Source organism: Micromonospora sp. WMMD754 (assembly GCF_049315235.1).
GTDB classification, from domain to species: Bacteria; Actinomycetota; Actinomycetes; order Mycobacteriales; family Micromonosporaceae; genus Micromonospora; species Micromonospora sediminicola.
Window position 1 is genome coordinate 6,410,493 of record NZ_CP186058.1, and the last position, 15,867, is coordinate 6,426,359.

Below are 15,867 nucleotides of genomic sequence, written 5' to 3' on the forward strand. Positions count from 1 at the left end.
CACGGCAAGCCACCGCGGCGGCGCGCGGTGGCTTGCCGTGTTCGGCACGGCCGTCACCGGGTCCGGAGCGCGGCGCGCCGACGGGCCAGCACCATCAGCAGAGCGCCGACCGCCACCAGGACGACGCCGACCGCCAGCGCCGGCAGCACCCAGCCCGCGCCGGTGCGCGGAAGCGGACCGGCGCCGCCCTGGTCGGCGTCGCCGTCGCCGTTCCCACCAGCTCCGGAGCCGGTTCCGGCGCCGGAGGCGAACCCGGTGTTCGGATCGGTGCTGTCGCCGACGGCGATCGTGAGCGTCTTCGTGGCGCTGACCGCCCTGCCCGCCGTGGTGGTGCCGCTCATCTGCACCGCGAGGCGGTACAGACCGGGCTTGCCGAACGCCCAGTTGCCGTGGGTGTGGGTGTTGAGCGGGACGTCCAGCTTCTGCGGGAACGGCTTGGTAGAGTCGAACAGCACGTTCTCGCTGCCGAACGAGCCGGTCAGGAAGAGAGCGAACCGGCCGGGCCCGTTGACCCCCTTCAGCGTCCAGGTGACGTTGCCCTTGACCCCCGACACGACGGACTCGTGCTGGGTGTTCCACCCCGGCCAGACGAGACCCGCCTGCTGGGTCTGCGGCAGCAGCCACACCGTGTCGCCCTGCTTGCCGAGGAAGTCGGCGCCGGCGGGCACCGTGATCTTCGCCTTGTCCTTCACGTGCAGCACCACGTCGGCGGTCTCCCGCCAGACCGGAGGGCTGCTGCGGTCGTCCTTGATCCGGATGGTCCAGGTATCGCCGTTGAGCTGCGGACCCATGTCGACATGCCCGTCACTGATCACCTGACGACCCGTCGCGGGGCCGGCCGCCGCCTGCGGCGCTGCTAGGGGTTTCGGCGCGGCGGCGGCGGGTTTCGGCGCGGCGGCCACTTTCGGCGCGACGAGCGCCCGCGCGGTCGCCCCCACGGCCGGCTCCAGCGGCGCGGGCGCCGACACGCCGGCCGGGGCGATCGTCGGCACCCTCACCCGGTACGTCGCCTCGGCCCGCGCCGTCCCGCCCGAACGCAGGACGGCCGACGCGGTCAGCGTGAGCCGGTAGTCACCGGCGGCGTCGAAGGCCCAGACCACACCACCGGTACGCGTGCCGGCCGGCAGCCGCGTCGAGCCCGGCACGCCCGGACCGTTGCCGAACAGCGGGGTCGCGGCACCCAGGCCGTACAGGGTGTAGGCGGTGAACGTTCCCGGTCCGTCGACCGAGCGCAGCGCGAGGGTCACTCGGTCGTCGACGGCGACGCCGGGACGTACCCCGGTGGTGTCCAGGGCCGGGAAACCGGTGTCACCGGCGGACAGTGCCCACACCGCGTGGCCGGCCCGTCCGAGGAAGGCGAAGGCCGGTCCGTCCGACACCCGGCCGGCCAAGCCGCCCTCCGGCCCGAGCACCACCTCGGCCGGGTCGCGCCCGGCCGCTCGCGCGTCACCGCGGAAGCGCAGCGACATCGTGTCACCGTCGAGCGCCACGGAGACCAGGTCGGCGCCGGCGGAGGTGACGGCGGTGGGTTCGGCAGAGGCCGGCGTTGCCGCGGGAGCCAGCGCCAGCACGACGGCGGCCAGGCTCGCGGCGCCGGCACGCATGCTTCTCATCCTCATTGGTCGCTCCCCCAGGCGTAGCCGATTCACGTGTCGTCCTTCCCCGTGCGGTCGATGGCAGGTTGTCGGTTGTCGTGGCCCGGGCCCGAACGGTCGGCGTCCGGGGCCCGGCCGGCCTCCGCGCGGCCCTCCTCCCGGGCGGCGGCCACCGCCCGGGCGTGCTGGGCCGCCCGGCGGCGCCGGGTCGCGATCAGCGCCCACCCGGCGAGGGCGAGCAGGGCGAGCAGGGCCAGCTGCGGCCAGGGCACGGCCCAGACCGCGGCCTGGGCCGTGCTGGCCCGCGGTGGTGGGTCGAGGACCTGGTCGCCCACGGCGACCGGTGTGACGGTCGCGTCCGCGGTGAGCCGGAACAGCGGCGGGACACCCGACATGCGTACGGTGGTGGCCAGCTCGCCGCCGGGCAGGATCTCCGGCAGGGCCGTACCCGTCACGGACCGCCGGGCCAGGCCGAACGGCCCGGCCACACCGAGCACGGGCTGTCCGGCGAGCCGTACGTTGCCGGTGTTGCGGACGGTGAACGTGGCGGTGACCGTGCCACCGGTCAGCGGATCGACCGACCCGGTGTGCCGCACCCGGAGGTCCTGGATGGTCAGCGTCGGTTGCAGCTCACCGGTCACCCGCAGGTAGATGCGCGCGCCGACCCGGTGGTCGACGGCGACCCGGTTGCCCCGCGCGTCGCTCCCCACGTCGGTCAGCGAGGCGACGATCCCTCCGGCGTGGTCTCCCGGGGTGGCGTTGCGCGGCACGGTGAGCGTGAACGGCACGTCCAGGCGGGACGCCGAGGGGATGGTCACCGTGCGGCGCGGGAGGCGGACCCAGGAGCCCACGTCGGTGGGCTTCTGACCGGCGGCCAGCAGGTCGAACCCGCCCCGGGTCGTGGTGACCGCGTCGCTGGCGTAGAGGTCGAGGGTGAGCGGGCGGCTGGAGTGGTTCGTGACGCCGACGTAGTCGGTCAGGGTGGCGCCCGGGTCGAGCTTGTAGCCGAACGCCGTCCGGCCGTTCGGTCCACGCGCGGTCGACGGAGCCACGCCCCAGGTCGCGGCGGCGGGCGACGGTGCCGGCGACGGCGACGTCCGTTGCGTTGCCGGCGGGCTGGAGGGGGCGGGTGCGGCCAGCGCGGAGGCAGGTGGTGCGGGGACCACGCCGAGCAGGCCGATCCCGACGGCGATGGTGGCGAGCAGGCGCATTGCGGGGACGGGTCCATTCCTGGAGGTGCGAGGGGAGGTGCGGGGTGGGCGGGTCGCGGCAACGACGCACCCACCCCGCGCGGTCGTCCGGTGGCCAGGCTCACGGCCCGGCCACCGGACGGGTTGGTGCGATCAGATGGCGGTGAGGGTCAGGGTCGCGGTGTAGGTCCCCGCCGCCGTCTCGGTGGGCAGACTCAGCCGCAGGTCCGCGCCGAGCTGTGCGGTACCCCGCCCGGTGCCGTCCGGAGCCGAGCCCAGCACCGCGCTGTTGCCGAGACCGCCGCCGACTCCGACGACGTACGGCGCCACCGCCGCGCCGGGCACCACGCCCTGCCCGTCGGCCTGGGCCAGGACACGCGGGGTCCAGCCGAGGTAGCCGGCGCTGAACGTCGCCCCGTCCGGCCCGGCGAAGTCCGCCGGGATCTGCCCGGAGGCGCTCCACCCCGGCTGGCCGGCGCGGGTGTCGGTCACCGTGACCGGCCGCAGCTCACCGTTGCTCTCCCACCGGTCACCGGCGGCGTTGAGCTGCGCGGGCGGCAGCACCACGGCCCGGTCGTCGGCGTTGACGCTGATCACCAGCGAGCCCTGCCTCTCGGCGATCGACGCGGTGATCGTCTGCGAGGCGCCCGGCTCCTGCGGCGGGAACGCCACCCACAGGGTCACCGGCTCACTGGTCGCCACGACCTCGTGGTCGTCGTCGTAGAGCTTGGCCACGTACTCGCAGGCGTTCAGCTCCCGGGTCGCGGTGAACGAGTAACTCGCGCCCGCCTCGCCCGGGATGATGCTCCAGTCGGCCGCGTCCGGGCACTTGCTGAACCAGTGGTAGTGGTCCAGCTCGGTCTGCGGCGTCTGCACCGCGCTGAGCGTGACCGTGTCGTTGGGCTGGTACTCGTCGGCCATCCCGCTGACCGACAGGCTGACCTCCGGTCCGCCGCCGGACAGCTCGCCGACGACGAAGGAGTAGTCGACCGGCCCGGTGCTGACCGTGGTGCCGTTGGTCAGCGTCGCGTCGGCCTGGAACTTCAGCGTGTAGTTGCCCAACGCGCTGAACGCCCAGTTCGAGTGCGCGTGGGTGTGCACCGGCACGTCGATCGCGTCCGGCAGCCCGTCGTCGGAGCGGAACTTGATGATCGGTCCGCCGAACGAGTCCTGGGTGAACAGCGTGACGTTGCCGGGGCCCTCCACGTCGACCAGGCTCAGGCGCACCTTGTCGCCCTCGAACACGCCGGAGTCGAGCGTCGTGGTGTTCCAGCCCGGCCAGAGCAGATCCGGATCCTGCGTCATCGGCAGCAACCACACCTGCGATCCGGCCGGACCGAGAAACGCGAACCTCGAATCGGCCGGCACGGTCATGGCCGACTCCGGCGACGCCTGGAACGTGACGTCCGCCGGGTCCCGCGTCACCGACGGACTGACCGTGTCGTCGTGCACCTTCAACGACAACGCACCACCTTCGTAGTGCACATCGACCGCGTCGGTGTGGCCCTTGGACAGCACCACCTTCTCGGCCGCCGAAGCGGCGGTGGGCGCCAGCGCCGTGCCGGTGACCACCACCGCCCCGGCGAGCAGGGCCGCGAAACCGCGAGCCCTCAATGTCGCATTCATACCTCCCCTTTCCACGCCGCGCGGGTCTGCGCGCGGTGGTACACGACGCCCGGTGCGGGCGGCGGTCGGCGCGCGGCGGTGGCCCACACCCGACCGGTGATGGCAACCGTCACCAGGACGCCTTGCGGACACCCGGCAGCTCACCGCGCAGGGCCAACTCCCGGAACCGGACCCGAGAAAGCCCGAAGCGGGTCAGCACACCTCGCGGACGGCCGTCGATCTGATCCCGCGAACGCAGCCGGACCGGGCTGGAGTCGCGCGGGAGCCGGCTGAGCCAGCGGACCGCGTCAGCGCGTACGACCGGATCGGTGTCCGGGTGGGCGATCAGCCGCTTCAGCTCCGCCCGGCGGTCGGCATGCCGGGCGACCAGGTCCTCCCGGCGGGCCTGCCGGTTGCTCAGGCTCTTCTTCGCCATCAGCGGGCCTCGCGGAACTCGACGTGCCGGCGCACGACCGGGTCGTACTTGCGCAGCACCAGGCGGTCCGGGTCGTTGCGGCGGTTCTTGCGGGTGACGTACGTGTAGCCGGTGCCGGCGGTGCTGCGCAGCCGCACGATCGGACGGACGTCGGTCTGCTTGGCCATCAGAGCTTCACTCCCCGGGCGCGCATCTCGGCGACGACCTTCTCGATGCCCTTGCGGTCCACCGTCTTCAGCGCCTTGGCGGTCAGGGTCAACCGCACCCAGCGACCCTCCGATGGCAACCAGTAGCGGTGGCTCTGCAGGTTCGGGTTCCACCGGCGACGGGTGCGCCGGTGCGAATGGGAAACGGCGTTGCCGAAGCTCGGCTCCGCCCCGGTGACGTCACAGCGTCGGGACACGACTCAACTCCTCCTGGTTCGATCAAACGGTAACGACAACGGTTTTCGTTTCTACATCAGCCAATCGGACATCGTTCAGCCGGGGTCGTTCACCACCTCGACCGACATGGCGGAACCGAGCCGGTAGCCGACGCCGCGCACCGTGGCGATCACCGGCAGGTCGGCGCCGAGCTTCACCCGCAGGCGCCGCACGTGGACGTCGACGCTCCGGGTGCCGGTGAAGGGGTGCCCCCACACCCGATCGAGCAGCTGATCCCGGGTGAACACCCGTCGGGGATGATCGGCGAGGTGCCGGAGCAGGTCGAACTCGCGCCGGGTGAGGAGAATCTCGCGGCCGTCGCAGTAGACCGTGCGCGCGTGCGGGACGACTCGCAGGAGGTGCACGTCCCGCGCGGGCGCGGGCTCCGTCCCGCCATCGGCCTGGCGGGCGGCGATGCGACTCACCAGCCGCAGCAGGCGGGTCGCGTCGGCATCGGGAGGTCCCGCCGAGCCCTCCAGCCGGATGGTGACCACCACGCCACCGTCGTCCTCCATCGACACCCCCACCCGCCGGTCGTCCATCACGTGCCTATAATGACAACCGTTTTCAACTCGTGTCGAGAGGATTGTGATGTCGACGTCACCGCTCGCACCCGCCGATCCCGGCGCTACGACGGCCGATACCGGGCCGTCGTTGACCGTGCTCAGCGGCTTCTGGCCGTCCGCGACGTACGCCGTCGCCCGCACTCTGCTGGCGGCGGACCCGGCGCTGCTGCTGGTCCGGCACGACCTCGCCGACCTGGCCGCCGGCACCGTGCACCGGATCGTGCGCGACGCCGCCGGCGTGCTCGAGGACGAGCGGATCACCCTGGCGCACGGATGTGTCTCCTGCACGCTGCGGGAGGACGTGCTGCCCACCCTCGCCCGGCTGGCCCGCGCCCACCCGCACCGTGACCTGCTGCTGATGCTTCCCGAGGTGGTCGAGCCCGAGGCGGTCGCCGCCGTCTGCGCGCACTGTCTCGTCGACGGCGCCCCGATCACCGATCTGATCCGGGTCGACTCCTACGTCACCGTGGTCGACGCCGAGCACCTGCTCGACGGCCTGGCCAGCACCGACGACCTGAAGACCCTCGGCATCGCGGCGGCGAACAACGACGACCGGGCGCTGGCCGACGTCGTGGTCCGGCAGATCGAGTTCGCCGACACCCTCGTCCTGTGGGGCGAGTCCCGCGAGGGCGCGTACGACACCAGTCGCCTGTCGGTGCTTCTGGAACGGATGGCGCCGTGGGCGGCGCAGGTCCGCGTCGACGGTGACCTCGTCGACGCCGGTACGCTGACCCAGCAACTTCGCCACACCCACCGGCACCGGCCGGAAACCCCGGGGATCCTGAACCACGGCCTGCAGGGCTACACCCTCGGCGCGCACGAGCCGGAGTCCGACTGCGGAGTCGTCTCCGCCGTCTTCCGTGCCCGCCGGCCGTTCCACCCGCAGCGCCTGCACGACGTCCTCGAAGAGGTCAACGCCGAGATGATCCGCTCGCGCGGGTACTTCTGGCTGGCCAGCCAACCCGACACCGTGGTGGCCTGGGAGTTCGCCGGCGGCGGCCTGGCCATGGGTTCTCTCGGCTACTGGCTGGTGAGCCTGCCGGAGCAGCACTGGGAGCACGTCGAGGACCAGCGTCGCCTGGCCGCCGCCCTCGACTGGGATCCCTACTACGGCGACCGGCATCAGCACCTGGTCTTCATCGGCCTCGACATCGACCCCGTCGACCTGCACCGAACTCTCGCCGGATGTCTGCTCACCGACGCCGAACTCGCCGACGGAGAACAGACCTGGCGCACCTACCCCGACCCGTTCGCCGGCTGCTTCCCCCTCGGGGCGGAGGAGCTGACCGACACCGACACCGACACCGACACCGAAGGAGCGCAGCCCGCATGAAACCCGGCATCCACCCCGAGTACCGCCCCGTCGTCTTCCGCGACAAGGGCGCCGACTTTGCCTTCCTCACCCGCTCCACCGCCACCAGCGACCAGACGATCGAGTGGAGCGACGGCAACACCTATCCGGTGATCGACGTTCAGATCTCGTCCGCCAGCCACCCCTTCTGGACCGGGAAGCAACGCCTGCTCGACACCGCCGGCCGCGTCGAGAAGTTCCGCCAGAAGTACGCCCGCCGGGGCCCTCAGCAGTCATGACGACCGAGGCGCGTATCGACTGGGCGGCGCACACGACCCGCCTCGTCGACGCCGCCACGGCCGATCGGGCCTGGTACCAGGCTGTCGCCCGCGAGCTGGTCGCCCCCGGCGACCGGCTCGCGGTCGACGTCGGCTGCGGTGGCGCCGGCATGGCCCTCGCCCTGGCCCGACACATGACCTGTGGCCGGGTCCTCGCCGTCGACGCCGAACCGGCGATCGTGGACGTTGCCCGCGCGCGGATCCACGACGAGTGGGCGGACCCGCGCATCCGTGTCGACGTCGCACTCGTCGACATCGATGACGTCGACAGCCTCGCGGAGACGGTCGGTGGACACGCCGATCTCGTGTGGGCCTCGGGCGTGGTGCACCACCTCGGTGACCAGCAACGCGGCATCGATGCCCTGGCGGCTCTGCTGGCTCGGGGCGGGCGGCTGGCACTCGCCGAGGGTGGTCTTCCCACCCGCCACCTACCCTGGGACCTCGGAGTCGGTGACCCCGGGCTGGAGCTGCGCCTGCACACCGCCGAGGACCGCTGGTTCGCCCGGATGCGCGCCGCGCTCCCCGGCGGCCGGCCCATGCCGTACGGCTGGGACGAGGCGCTGCGCCGTGCCGGCCTGGATCCGGTCACGACCGCCACCACCCTCGCCGAGCTGCCCCCGCCCCTTCCGTCACCCGAGCGGCGCGCCGTCGTGAACCGCCTCGCCAACCGTGTCGGCCGGCTCCGCGACACCGGTCTGCTCACAGCCTCCGACCTGGACACCTGGGCGCGGCTACTCGACCCGGGGGATCCCCGCTGGCTGGGCGGACGTCGGGACCTGTTCCTCCTCGAGGCGCGTAGCATCCACGTCGGCCGGCGCGGGTGACCGGCCATGTCCGAGACCACGCCGCCCGCCGTCACGCCCCTGCGGGCGATCGGCGTACGCACCACCCGGCAGCGGCAGGCCATCCTCGCCGCGCTGACCGGTCGGACCCACCCGATGACCGCCCAAGCCGTGCACACCGCGCTGACCGGCGCCGGTCACCGGATCGGCCTGAGCACCGTGTACCGCGCGCTGCACCGGCTCACCGAGGTCGGCCTGCTGCACTCCTTCGAGGTGGGCGGGGAACGCGCCTACCGGCGCTGCCCGGACACGCCGCACCAACACCTGCTCTGCGACGACTGCGGCCTGGTCACCGAATGCCCGCCGCACCTGGTGGAGGCGTGGCTCCGTGAGCTACGGGAGGCCACCGGCTTCACTCCGCACGCTGACCGGATCGATCTGCACGGGCACTGCGCGGCCTGCCCCACGTCACCGGAGTCGCCGTAGGCCCGCCCGGATCACCGGGCGCAGGCCGCGCAGGTGCCCATGATCTCCAGAGTGTGGTTGACGTCGGTGAACCCGTGCTCGCCGGCTGTGCGGCGGGCCCAGTCCTCCACCGCCGGTCCGGTGACCTCGACGGTGCGCCCGCAGTGCCGGCACACCAGGTGGTGGTGATGGGTGCGGCTGCACCGCCGGAACAGTTGCTCTCCGGTGGGCAGGCGCAGGATGTCCACCTCACCCGCGTCCGCCAGAGCCTGCAGGGTGCGGTACACGGTGGTGAGGCCCACCCCCGCTCCCCTCGCGCGCAGCTCCGCGTGCAGGCGTTGCGCGCTGCGGAACTCGTCCGAGCGGGCGAGTAGTTCGACCACCTCCGCCCGCTGCCGAGTGTTGCGGACCGCCCCGGGAATCGGATTCGTCGTCATCGGCTGTCAACTCCTCACTGCACCGCCGCCCGTGCCGGGCCATCCACCCGGAGCATCGCGACGGTGATGGTAACCGGCCGGATCGCCGTGCCCGCGATCCGCGTGACGGCAGGTCAGCGGGGCGGTCCGTCGGCCTCTCGGATGGCGTCGACGACCGCCTGCCAACGGCGCGCTGTCTCGATCGGCCCGATCAGCGCCGGCCGCCCACCCGTTGCCACGCCGGTGAGCAGGACAGTGGGCGCCCGGTGGCAGGCGCCGAGACAGTCCGCCCTGATGAGCACCGCGTTACGGCTGGACCGTACGGCTGCACGGAGGGCCTCGATGTGGTCCGGTGGGTCCTCCGGGCCCTCGTGCCGTCCCCGTTCGCGAAGCGCGTGGCAGCGATGGCCGTCGCAGTAGACGACGGTGACACCGCTGGGCGGGGTGGCACTCACCGGTGCTCCTCAGGGCGACGGAACGCCATCAGGACGTGGTCCGCCCGCTGGTGGAGCACCCTAGCGTCGCAGAGCCCGCCTCGCCGCGCGGTGTCGCGGTGCCAGCCGATCGGCGCCACGAACTCCGCGCAGGTGGGGCTGGCCAGGGCGGCCGCCCGCGCGCGCCGCAGCGACGCCATCGCCGGTTCGCCGGCCAGCCTGGTCCACCACTCGGCCCAGGGATCGGTCCCCCCGGTCGCCGGTTGCGCCGGCACCACGGACGGAGCGTCCCGCATCGCGTCAGCGACGAGCAACAACCCGCCCGGTCGCAGCAGCTGCCGGGCCTCGGCGTACCACGCACGGACCCGGTCTCCGGGCAGGTAGTGCAGGGTCATCATCGCCAACATCACGTCGTACGGGCCACCGGCCGGCGCCCGCCACCGCTCGGTGGCGATGTCGGCCCGGACAGTACGCACGTGCGGCAACGCGGTGTCGGTCAACGCCAGCAGGACCGGGTCGACGTCCAGCACGGTGACGTGGGCGCCGGGCCACCGCCGCAGCATCGCCTCGGCGGTGGTTCCCGGTCCGCCACCGATGTCGAGGACCCGCTCCGGCGTCCGCCCGTGTGCCTCCTCGACCGCGGCGAGGCCGGTGGCGAGCATCTCGTCCCGGCCCGGTTGGTAGTGCCGCATTGCCGCCTCCCAGTCCCGCCGCCACCGGGCGACGTCGACGCAAGCGGGCATCCTCGACATGGTCAGAGCCGTACCGTCTCGGCGTGGTCGTGTTCGTGCAGGTCGCCGAGGTCCCACTCGGGGAAGGGATCGGGCAGGAGCCGCCACCCGGACTCCCCGAGGGCGACCTCCGCGTCGGTGAGCAGGCAGCCGGTCAGGGCCGCCCGCAGCCCGTCGCCGTCGAGCCCGACGCCGATGAGGACCAGTTCCTGCTGGCGGTCCCCGAAGACCGGGTGCCACCGGGACTCCACCTCCGCCCGCTCGGCGGGATCCTCCGGCCACTCCCCCGACACCGCGACCGGCACGCCGGCCGGGTCGCACCGCCCGGACGGGCCCGCCTGCGACCACAGGGCCACCACGTCCGGGCGGCTCGCCAGCCAGAGGAACCCCTTCGACCGCACCACACCGAAGGCGTCCAGGCCGCCGGCGAGCAGCTCCCACAGGCGCCGGGGATGGAAAGGCCGATGGTCGCGGAACACGATGCTGGAGATGCCGTACTCCTCGGTCTCCGGCACGTGCTCACCGTTGAGTTCGGCCACCCACCCGGGCGCCGTCTCCGCCCGCTCCAGGTCGAACCGGCCGGTGTGCAGGATCTCCGCCGCGTCGACCCGCCCGTGGACCGCCCGGACCTGCCGGGCGGCCGGGTTGAGGCGGGTCAGCAGTGCCTCCACCACCGCCAGGTCCTCCGGGGACACCAGGTCGGTCTTGTTGACCACCAGCACGTCGGCGAACTCGATCTGGTCGACCAGCAGGTCGGCGACGCTCCGGTCGTCCCCCTCGTACGCGGCCACGCCGCGCGCCTCGAGTGTCTCGCCCGCCTCGATCCGGGCCAGCAACCCCGCCGCGTCGACCACGGTGACCGTGGTGTCCAGCCGGGCCAGGTCGTCCAGGACCTGACCGTCCTCGACCCCGAAGGCGAACGTGGCGGCCACCGGCATCGGCTCGGAAATCCCGCTGGACTCGATCAGCAGGTAGTCGAAGCGGCCCAGTCGCGCCAGCCGGGCCACCTCGTCGAGCAGGTCGTCGCGCAGCGTGCAGCAGATGCAGCCGTTGGTCAGTTCGACCAGTCGCTCCTCGGTCCGCGACATCGCGCCGCCGTCGCGGACCAGCGCGGCGTCGATGTTGACCTCGCTCATGTCGTTGACGATCACCGCCACCCGCAGCCCGTCCCGGTTGGCCAGGACATGGTTGAGCAGGGTGGTCTTGCCGGCGCCGAGGAAGCCCGACAGCACCGTCACCGGCAGCCGACCGGTCACGGCTGGTCCACCACCTGACGTCCCTTGTACAGGCCGCAGTGCGTGCAGGCCCGGTGCGGCACCACCATCTCCTTGCGCGGACAGGGGCAGGGGGTCAGCTGCGGTACGGCCGCCTTCCACTGCGCCCGCCGGTGCCGGGTGTTCGACCGCGACATCTTCCGCTTCGGAACGGCCATGGAAACTCCTTCTGCTGGGTGTCACGCCAGACTAGCGGCATCGGTTTTCGTTTTCATAATCGCACCGACGGCTGCGGGCACGTGTCGGTCCCGCACGACGGCCACACCGACTACCTGCACGACGGGCACGTGCACCACGCCCACGACGACCACTACGACGAGTGCGCGTCGAGCGAGCACGTGATCGCCGAGGACCACGTCCACGGGGACGGGTGCGGCCACTCCCCCGTGCTGCACGGCGACCACCTTGACTACGTGCACGACGGCCACCGGCACGCCGCACACGGCGGACACTACGGAGAGCACTGATCCCGTTCCGACCGGTCTCACCCGCCGGTCCGCAGCCGCGGCGCCCAGGTGACCGCCCGGACGACGGTCGCTCGTTGCCGCCACGCCGATCGTGAGCGCGAGGGCCGGCCACCCGGGTGGCCGGCCCTCGCGCTCACGATCAGTGCCCCGCAGCGTCGGTGACGGAGCAGCCCTCGACGCCGGCGAGTCGCACCGTGCGATCGGCGAGGGTGGCGTCGGCGGCGTCGTGGCTGGCGTAGACCACCGCCGCGCCGGCACGGACCCGTTCGGCGAGCAGGTCGTGGACGTTTCGCCGGCTCGTCGCGTCGAGGGCGACCGTGGGTTCGTCCAGCACGTAGATGTCGGCGACCTGGACCAGGGCCTGGGCGATGAGCGTGCGCTGGCGTTGCCCACCGGACAGTTCCCGCAGCCGCCGCCGCGCCAGGTGGGCGAGGTCGAGTCGTTCCATGATCGTGCTCGCGGCGGCGCGGTCGTCGCGGCTCAGGCGTCGGCGCGGCCGGAACCGGCCGATCTGCACGCACTCCGCGACGGTCAGCGGGAGCGCGTCGATGCCGCTGGTGCGCTGCGGGAGCAGGGCCAGCCGGCAGCCGGCCCGCCGCCGGACGCTGCCCTCGGCCGGCTGCTCGACACCGGCCAGCAGGTGCAGCAGCGTGCTCTTGCCGGAGCCGTTCGCACCGGTCACGGCGACCGTGGAGGCGGCCGCCACGCGCAGGCTCACGTTCCGCAGGACAGGGACACCGGCGTATCGAAACGCCACGTGCTCGACGGTCAGAACCTCGGCGCCCACCACTCCCCCTAAATGATAGTGATTGTCAGTTGCACTATAGTCGACCCGGTGATGGCGTCACTCCTCGAACCGTTCACCGTGTCCTTCGTCGTCCGCTCCCTGATCGGCGGCGTCCTGCTGGCCGCGGTGTGCGCCCTGGTCGGCGTGTGGGTGATCGCCCGCGGCATGACCTTCCTCGGCGAGGCGATGAGCCACGGCATGCTGCCCGGTGTCGCCATCGCGTCGATCCTCGGCGGCAACCTCGTCGTCGGGGCCGCCGCGAGCGCGTTCGCCATGGCGGTCGGCGTCAACGCCCTGCGGCACAACCGCGAGTTCGGGCGCGACACCAGCATCGGGCTGCTGTTCGTGGGGATGCTGTCGGTCGGGGTGATCGTCGTCTCGCACTCGCGGTCCTTCGCCACCGACCTCACCGCGTTCCTGTTCGGCGACGTGCTGGCGATCCGGTGGCCCGACCTGCTGCTGCTCGCCGGCGCGGCCGTCGTGGTCGCGCTGGCCTCCGCGGTCTGCTACCGACCGTTCCTGGCGCTCACCTTCGACCCGCGCAAGGCCCGGACCCTCGGCCTCCGCCCCGAGATCGCCAACGCCGTCATGCTGGCCCTGCTCACCATCACGATGGCGGTCGCCTTCAGCGTCGTCGGCACCCTGCTCGCCTTCGGCATGCTGATCGCGCCCTCGGCGGCGGCGATGCTCGTCGCGCGGCGGCTCCCGGCGGTGATGCTCACCAGCTTCGGCATCGGCTCGGCCGCGACCGTGATCGGCCTGTGGATCTCGTGGTACGCGGCGACCGCCGCCGGCGCCACCATCGCCGCCGTCGCCGTACTGATGTTCTTCGTGATTCTCGGCGTGCGCCGGCTCACGACCGCGGTGCGACGCCGCCGGTCGCCGGCCCCCACGCCCAGCCCCAACCCACTACCGGAAGGGAAGTTGTGATCATCGGCACCACCAGACGATTCCTCGGCGTGGCCGCCCTCGGCCTCACGCTCGCGATCTCCGCGTGCGGCGCGCCCAGACAACAACCACAGGACGTCGAGAAGACGCCACACGGCTACGTGGAAGGCGCCGAGGAACTGGCCGAGCCGCAGTCGGCCATCGCGTACGCGGCCCGCGGCGCTCAGCGGTTGCGCCTGCTCGACCTGACCACCGGATCCGAGAAGGAGGTGGGCCTGGCGGTCGGCGCCGAGCGGCTCACCGAGGACGGCCGCTTCGTCTACGTCGACGACGGTGACCGCACCCTGGAGATCGTCGACGCCGGCGTGTGGACCGTCGACCACACCGACCACGTCCACTACTACCGGGCACCGTCCCGGTCGATCGGCACGCTGCCGCTCGACGCACCGGTCCGGACGGTCGCCGGCTTCGGAGCCCACACCACGGTCGGCACCGCCGACGGCAGGGTGACGGTCCTCGACCGACGCGAACTCGAGGCCGGCAAGGTCGCCGAGCTGACCACGATCGACTCGAAGAGCTCCACGCCGCTGGCCGTACCGTACGCGGAGCAGCTTCTCGTCGCCGTGGGCGACGACCCCGGGCGTCCGGCCGACCGGATCGTCGCCATGGACGCGAAGGGCCGGCCGACCGGTGCCTTCCAGGCGCCCTGCGCGGCGCCGCGGGGCTGGGCCGTCCTGCGGGGCGGCGCCGTCATCGCGTGTCAGAACAGTCTCGTCCGGGTCAAGCAGGAGGGCGACAAACTGACCGCCAAGGTGCTGCCCTCGCCACGCACGCCGGTCCCGTCGGACGGGTTCGGCTACCGGCCGCGCAGCAACGAGGCCGCGGTGGCGGATCGCACCGGCATCTGGTCGGTGAACGCCGCCAAGGCCACCCTGCGGTACGTACCGGCCACCGGCCGCGAACTGGTGGCCGCCGCGTCCCCGGCGGACGGCAGCACCGTGCTCGCCCTCGACGCCTCCGACCAGCTGATCAGTTACGACCTCGGAACCGGGAAGGTCCTCGCCGAGAAGCCGCTGCGTGCCGCCGGTCTGACGCTGGACACCGACCGCGCCTACCTCGCCGATCCCGGGAACCGGGTCATCCACGAGATCGACTACCGCGACGGGCTGCGCACCGCCCGCACGCTGAAGGTCGCCGAGCGACCGGATCTGACCGTGCAGGTCGGCCGATGAGGCGACCCAGGCTCCTCGCTGCGCTCGTCGTGGCTGCCCTGCTGACCGGCGCTACCGCCTGCACCTCCCCCGCCCACTCGCGCATCGTGGTCACCACGAACATCCTCGGCGACGTCGTCAACGAGATCGTCGGCGACGAGGCCGGGGTCAGCGTGCTGATGAAGCCGAACGCCGACCCGCACTCGTTCGCCATCTCGGCCCGGGAGGCGCACACGATGCAGACCGCCGACCTGGTGGTCTACAACGGACTGGGGCTCGAAGAGGGCGTTCTGCGCCACGTCGAGGCGGCGAAGGCCGAGGGCGTCCACACCGTCGAGGTGGGGACCAGGATCGACTCGATGGAGTACCGGGACGGCGACGCCGCCGGTCTGCCGGATCCGCACTTCTGGACCGATCCGGCGCGGGTGGCCACGGCGGTACGGGTGCTCGCCGACGAGATCGTCGACCACGTCGACGGAGTGGACACCCGCGTGGTGCGCGAGCGCGCGGACGCGTACGCGAAGAAGCTCGGTGAGCTGGACGCGGACCTCACCCGGCGGTTCGCCGCCATCCCGGCGGAGCGCCGGGTCCTGGTCACCAACCACCACGTGTTCGGCTATCTCGCCGACCGCTACGACTTCCGGGTCGTCGGCGCGATCATCCCGAGCGGCACGACGCTCGCGTCGCCGAGTTCGTCGGATCTCGCCTCGCTGGTCACCGCGATCCGGACCCACCGGGTGCCGGCGATCTTCGTCGACACCTCACAACCGGCCAGACTGGCCGAGGTGCTCGTCTCCGAGGCCGGCATCAGCGTCAAGGTGATCGCCCTGTACTCGGAGTCGCTCAGTGCGGCCGACGGCGGCGCCCCCAGCTATCTGGGCATGATGCGCTCCAACTCCGAAGCGATCATCGGCGGCCTCTCCGCCTGAGACACCCCGCCTGAGACCCCCGGCGTCAGGCCGGGAGGTA

At 72.5% G+C, this 15,867-nt stretch carries 20 protein-coding genes; 8 read left to right on the plus strand and 12 right to left on the minus strand.

Going from position 1 to position 15,867, the window contains the following annotated elements:
- Positions 1-53: 53 nt before the first annotated feature.
- The 7 genes from ACN27B_RS29940 to ACN27B_RS29970 all read right to left on the minus strand — a co-directional run bounded on the left by ACN27B_RS29940 (position 54) and on the right by ACN27B_RS29970 (position 5,790).
- Positions 54-1,604, minus strand: a complete 1,551-nt coding sequence (locus ACN27B_RS29940) for a TIGR03773 family transporter-associated surface protein (protein ID WP_422746120.1) — start codon at positions 1,602-1,604, stop codon at positions 54-56.
- A 41-nt stretch (positions 1,605-1,645) separates the two neighbouring features.
- A complete protein-coding gene (locus tag ACN27B_RS29945) occupies positions 1,646-2,806 on the minus strand; it encodes a WxL protein peptidoglycan domain-containing protein (RefSeq protein WP_422742637.1) in 1,161 nt (386 codons plus the stop codon).
- 132 nt (positions 2,807-2,938) lie between these two features.
- The gene (locus ACN27B_RS29950; RefSeq protein WP_422742639.1) at positions 2,939-4,411 is read right to left on the minus strand and encodes a choice-of-anchor M domain-containing protein; all 1,473 of its coding nucleotides are present in this window, start codon (positions 4,409-4,411) and stop codon (positions 2,939-2,941) included.
- A gap of 109 nt (positions 4,412-4,520) precedes the next feature.
- Positions 4,521-4,826: a 30S ribosomal protein S14 gene (gene rpsN, locus ACN27B_RS29955; RefSeq protein ID WP_422742641.1), complete on the minus strand. Its 306-nt coding sequence runs from the start codon at positions 4,824-4,826 to the stop codon at positions 4,521-4,523.
- Entirely contained in the window at positions 4,826-4,993 is a 168-nt protein-coding gene (gene rpmG, locus ACN27B_RS29960; protein ID WP_018783846.1) for a 50S ribosomal protein L33, read from the minus strand. Before rpmG ends, rpsN begins: the two co-directional genes overlap by 1 nt.
- Entirely contained in the window at positions 4,993-5,229 is a 237-nt protein-coding gene (gene rpmB / locus ACN27B_RS29965; RefSeq protein WP_216935083.1) for a 50S ribosomal protein L28, read from the minus strand. The genes rpmG and rpmB overlap by 1 nt, the downstream gene beginning before the upstream one ends.
- Positions 5,230-5,304: 75 nt before the next feature.
- On the minus strand, positions 5,305-5,790 hold the full coding sequence (locus tag ACN27B_RS29970; protein ID WP_422746122.1) for a winged helix-turn-helix domain-containing protein: 486 nt from the start codon (positions 5,788-5,790) through the stop codon (positions 5,305-5,307).
- Between the two features lie 49 nt (positions 5,791-5,839).
- Between ACN27B_RS29970 and ACN27B_RS29975 the strand changes: the two genes are divergently transcribed.
- Genes ACN27B_RS29975 through ACN27B_RS29990 form a run of 4 tightly spaced genes read left to right on the plus strand, consistent with a single transcriptional unit; the run spans position 5,840 to position 8,711 of the window.
- Entirely contained in the window at positions 5,840-7,147 is a 1,308-nt protein-coding gene (locus tag ACN27B_RS29975; protein WP_422742644.1) for a CobW family GTP-binding protein, read from the plus strand.
- Positions 7,144-7,404, plus strand: coding sequence for a type B 50S ribosomal protein L31 (locus tag ACN27B_RS29980; protein WP_278104858.1), 261 nt, complete (start codon positions 7,144-7,146; stop codon positions 7,402-7,404). The genes ACN27B_RS29975 and ACN27B_RS29980 overlap by 4 nt, the downstream gene beginning before the upstream one ends.
- Complete coding sequence (locus tag ACN27B_RS29985) at positions 7,401-8,267, plus strand: class I SAM-dependent methyltransferase (RefSeq protein WP_422742646.1); 867 nt, start codon at positions 7,401-7,403, stop codon at positions 8,265-8,267. Before ACN27B_RS29980 ends, ACN27B_RS29985 begins: the two co-directional genes overlap by 4 nt.
- 6 nt (positions 8,268-8,273) lie before the next feature.
- Positions 8,274-8,711, plus strand: a complete 438-nt coding sequence (locus tag ACN27B_RS29990) for a Fur family transcriptional regulator (RefSeq protein ID WP_278104856.1) — start codon at positions 8,274-8,276, stop codon at positions 8,709-8,711.
- 11 nt (positions 8,712-8,722) lie between these two features.
- On the opposite strand, the gene ACN27B_RS29995 is transcribed toward ACN27B_RS29990, so the two are convergent.
- The 4 genes from ACN27B_RS29995 to rpmF all read right to left on the minus strand — a co-directional run bounded on the left by ACN27B_RS29995 (position 8,723) and on the right by rpmF (position 11,703).
- The gene (locus ACN27B_RS29995; RefSeq protein ID WP_422742649.1) at positions 8,723-9,127 is read right to left on the minus strand and encodes a Fur family transcriptional regulator; all 405 of its coding nucleotides are present in this window, start codon (positions 9,125-9,127) and stop codon (positions 8,723-8,725) included.
- A 430-nt stretch (positions 9,128-9,557) separates the two neighbouring features.
- Positions 9,558-10,283, minus strand: coding sequence for a class I SAM-dependent methyltransferase (locus tag ACN27B_RS30000; protein ID WP_422742651.1), 726 nt, complete (start codon positions 10,281-10,283; stop codon positions 9,558-9,560).
- A gap of 11 nt (positions 10,284-10,294) precedes the next feature.
- Positions 10,295-11,527, minus strand: a complete 1,233-nt coding sequence (locus ACN27B_RS30005) for a GTP-binding protein (RefSeq protein WP_422742653.1) — start codon at positions 11,525-11,527, stop codon at positions 10,295-10,297.
- Positions 11,524-11,703, minus strand: a complete 180-nt coding sequence (rpmF, locus tag ACN27B_RS30010) for a 50S ribosomal protein L32 (protein ID WP_216935120.1) — start codon at positions 11,701-11,703, stop codon at positions 11,524-11,526. Before rpmF ends, ACN27B_RS30005 begins: the two co-directional genes overlap by 4 nt.
- Positions 11,704-11,784: 81 nt before the next feature.
- On the opposite strand from rpmF, the gene ACN27B_RS30015 reads away from it, so the two are divergent.
- A complete protein-coding gene (locus ACN27B_RS30015) occupies positions 11,785-12,012 on the plus strand; it encodes a hypothetical protein (RefSeq protein WP_422742655.1) in 228 nt (75 codons plus the stop codon).
- A gap of 139 nt (positions 12,013-12,151) precedes the next feature.
- Here ACN27B_RS30015 and aztA read toward each other — a convergent pair whose 3' ends face one another.
- Entirely contained in the window at positions 12,152-12,802 is a 651-nt protein-coding gene (aztA, locus tag ACN27B_RS30020) for a zinc ABC transporter ATP-binding protein AztA (protein WP_422742657.1), read from the minus strand.
- A gap of 48 nt (positions 12,803-12,850) precedes the next feature.
- On the opposite strand from aztA, the gene aztB reads away from it, so the two are divergent.
- From aztB to aztC, 3 genes are read left to right on the plus strand one after another with little or no spacing between them, the layout of a single operon-like run.
- On the plus strand, positions 12,851-13,729 hold the full coding sequence (gene aztB / locus ACN27B_RS30025) for a zinc ABC transporter permease AztB (RefSeq protein ID WP_422746124.1): 879 nt from the start codon (positions 12,851-12,853) through the stop codon (positions 13,727-13,729).
- Positions 13,726-14,919 carry a hypothetical protein gene (locus ACN27B_RS30030; protein ID WP_422742659.1) on the plus strand — a complete coding sequence of 398 codons (1,194 nt, stop codon included), beginning with the start codon at positions 13,726-13,728 and terminating at the stop codon, positions 14,917-14,919. Before aztB ends, ACN27B_RS30030 begins: the two co-directional genes overlap by 4 nt.
- The gene (gene aztC / locus ACN27B_RS30035; protein ID WP_422742661.1) at positions 14,916-15,827 is read left to right on the plus strand and encodes a zinc ABC transporter substrate-binding protein AztC; all 912 of its coding nucleotides are present in this window, start codon (positions 14,916-14,918) and stop codon (positions 15,825-15,827) included. Before ACN27B_RS30030 ends, aztC begins: the two co-directional genes overlap by 4 nt.
- The last annotated feature ends 40 nt before the right edge of the window (positions 15,828-15,867 follow it).

Excerpts from the sequence above, each read along its gene's own strand:
- ACN27B_RS29985 (WP_422742646.1), top strand. The coding sequence starts at position 7,401 with ATGACGACCGAGGCGCGTATCGACTGGGCGGCGCACACGACCCGCCTC.
- ACN27B_RS29995 (WP_422742649.1), bottom strand. The coding sequence starts at position 9,127 with ATGACGACGAATCCGATTCCCGGGGCGGTCCGCAACACTCGGCAGCGG.
- ACN27B_RS29970 (WP_422746122.1), bottom strand. The coding sequence starts at position 5,790 with ATGGACGACCGGCGGGTGGGGGTGTCGATGGAGGACGACGGTGGCGTG.
- rpsN (WP_422742641.1), bottom strand. The coding sequence starts at position 4,826 with ATGGCGAAGAAGAGCCTGAGCAACCGGCAGGCCCGCCGGGAGGACCTG.
- ACN27B_RS29950 (WP_422742639.1), bottom strand. The coding sequence starts at position 4,411 with ATGAATGCGACATTGAGGGCTCGCGGTTTCGCGGCCCTGCTCGCCGGG.
- rpmG (WP_018783846.1), bottom strand. The coding sequence starts at position 4,993 with ATGGCCAAGCAGACCGACGTCCGTCCGATCGTGCGGCTGCGCAGCACC.
- rpmF (WP_216935120.1), bottom strand. The coding sequence starts at position 11,703 with ATGGCCGTTCCGAAGCGGAAGATGTCGCGGTCGAACACCCGGCACCGG.
- ACN27B_RS29945 (WP_422742637.1), bottom strand. The coding sequence starts at position 2,806 with ATGCGCCTGCTCGCCACCATCGCCGTCGGGATCGGCCTGCTCGGCGTG.
- ACN27B_RS29980 (WP_278104858.1), top strand. The coding sequence starts at position 7,144 with ATGAAACCCGGCATCCACCCCGAGTACCGCCCCGTCGTCTTCCGCGAC.
- ACN27B_RS30000 (WP_422742651.1), bottom strand. The coding sequence starts at position 10,283 with ATGCCCGCTTGCGTCGACGTCGCCCGGTGGCGGCGGGACTGGGAGGCG.
- ACN27B_RS29990 (WP_278104856.1), top strand. The coding sequence starts at position 8,274 with ATGTCCGAGACCACGCCGCCCGCCGTCACGCCCCTGCGGGCGATCGGC.
- aztB (WP_422746124.1), top strand. The coding sequence starts at position 12,851 with ATGGCGTCACTCCTCGAACCGTTCACCGTGTCCTTCGTCGTCCGCTCC.
- ACN27B_RS29940 (WP_422746120.1), bottom strand. The coding sequence starts at position 1,604 with ATGCGTGCCGGCGCCGCGAGCCTGGCCGCCGTCGTGCTGGCGCTGGCT.
- ACN27B_RS29975 (WP_422742644.1), top strand. The coding sequence starts at position 5,840 with ATGTCGACGTCACCGCTCGCACCCGCCGATCCCGGCGCTACGACGGCC.
- aztC (WP_422742661.1), top strand. The coding sequence starts at position 14,916 with ATGAGGCGACCCAGGCTCCTCGCTGCGCTCGTCGTGGCTGCCCTGCTG.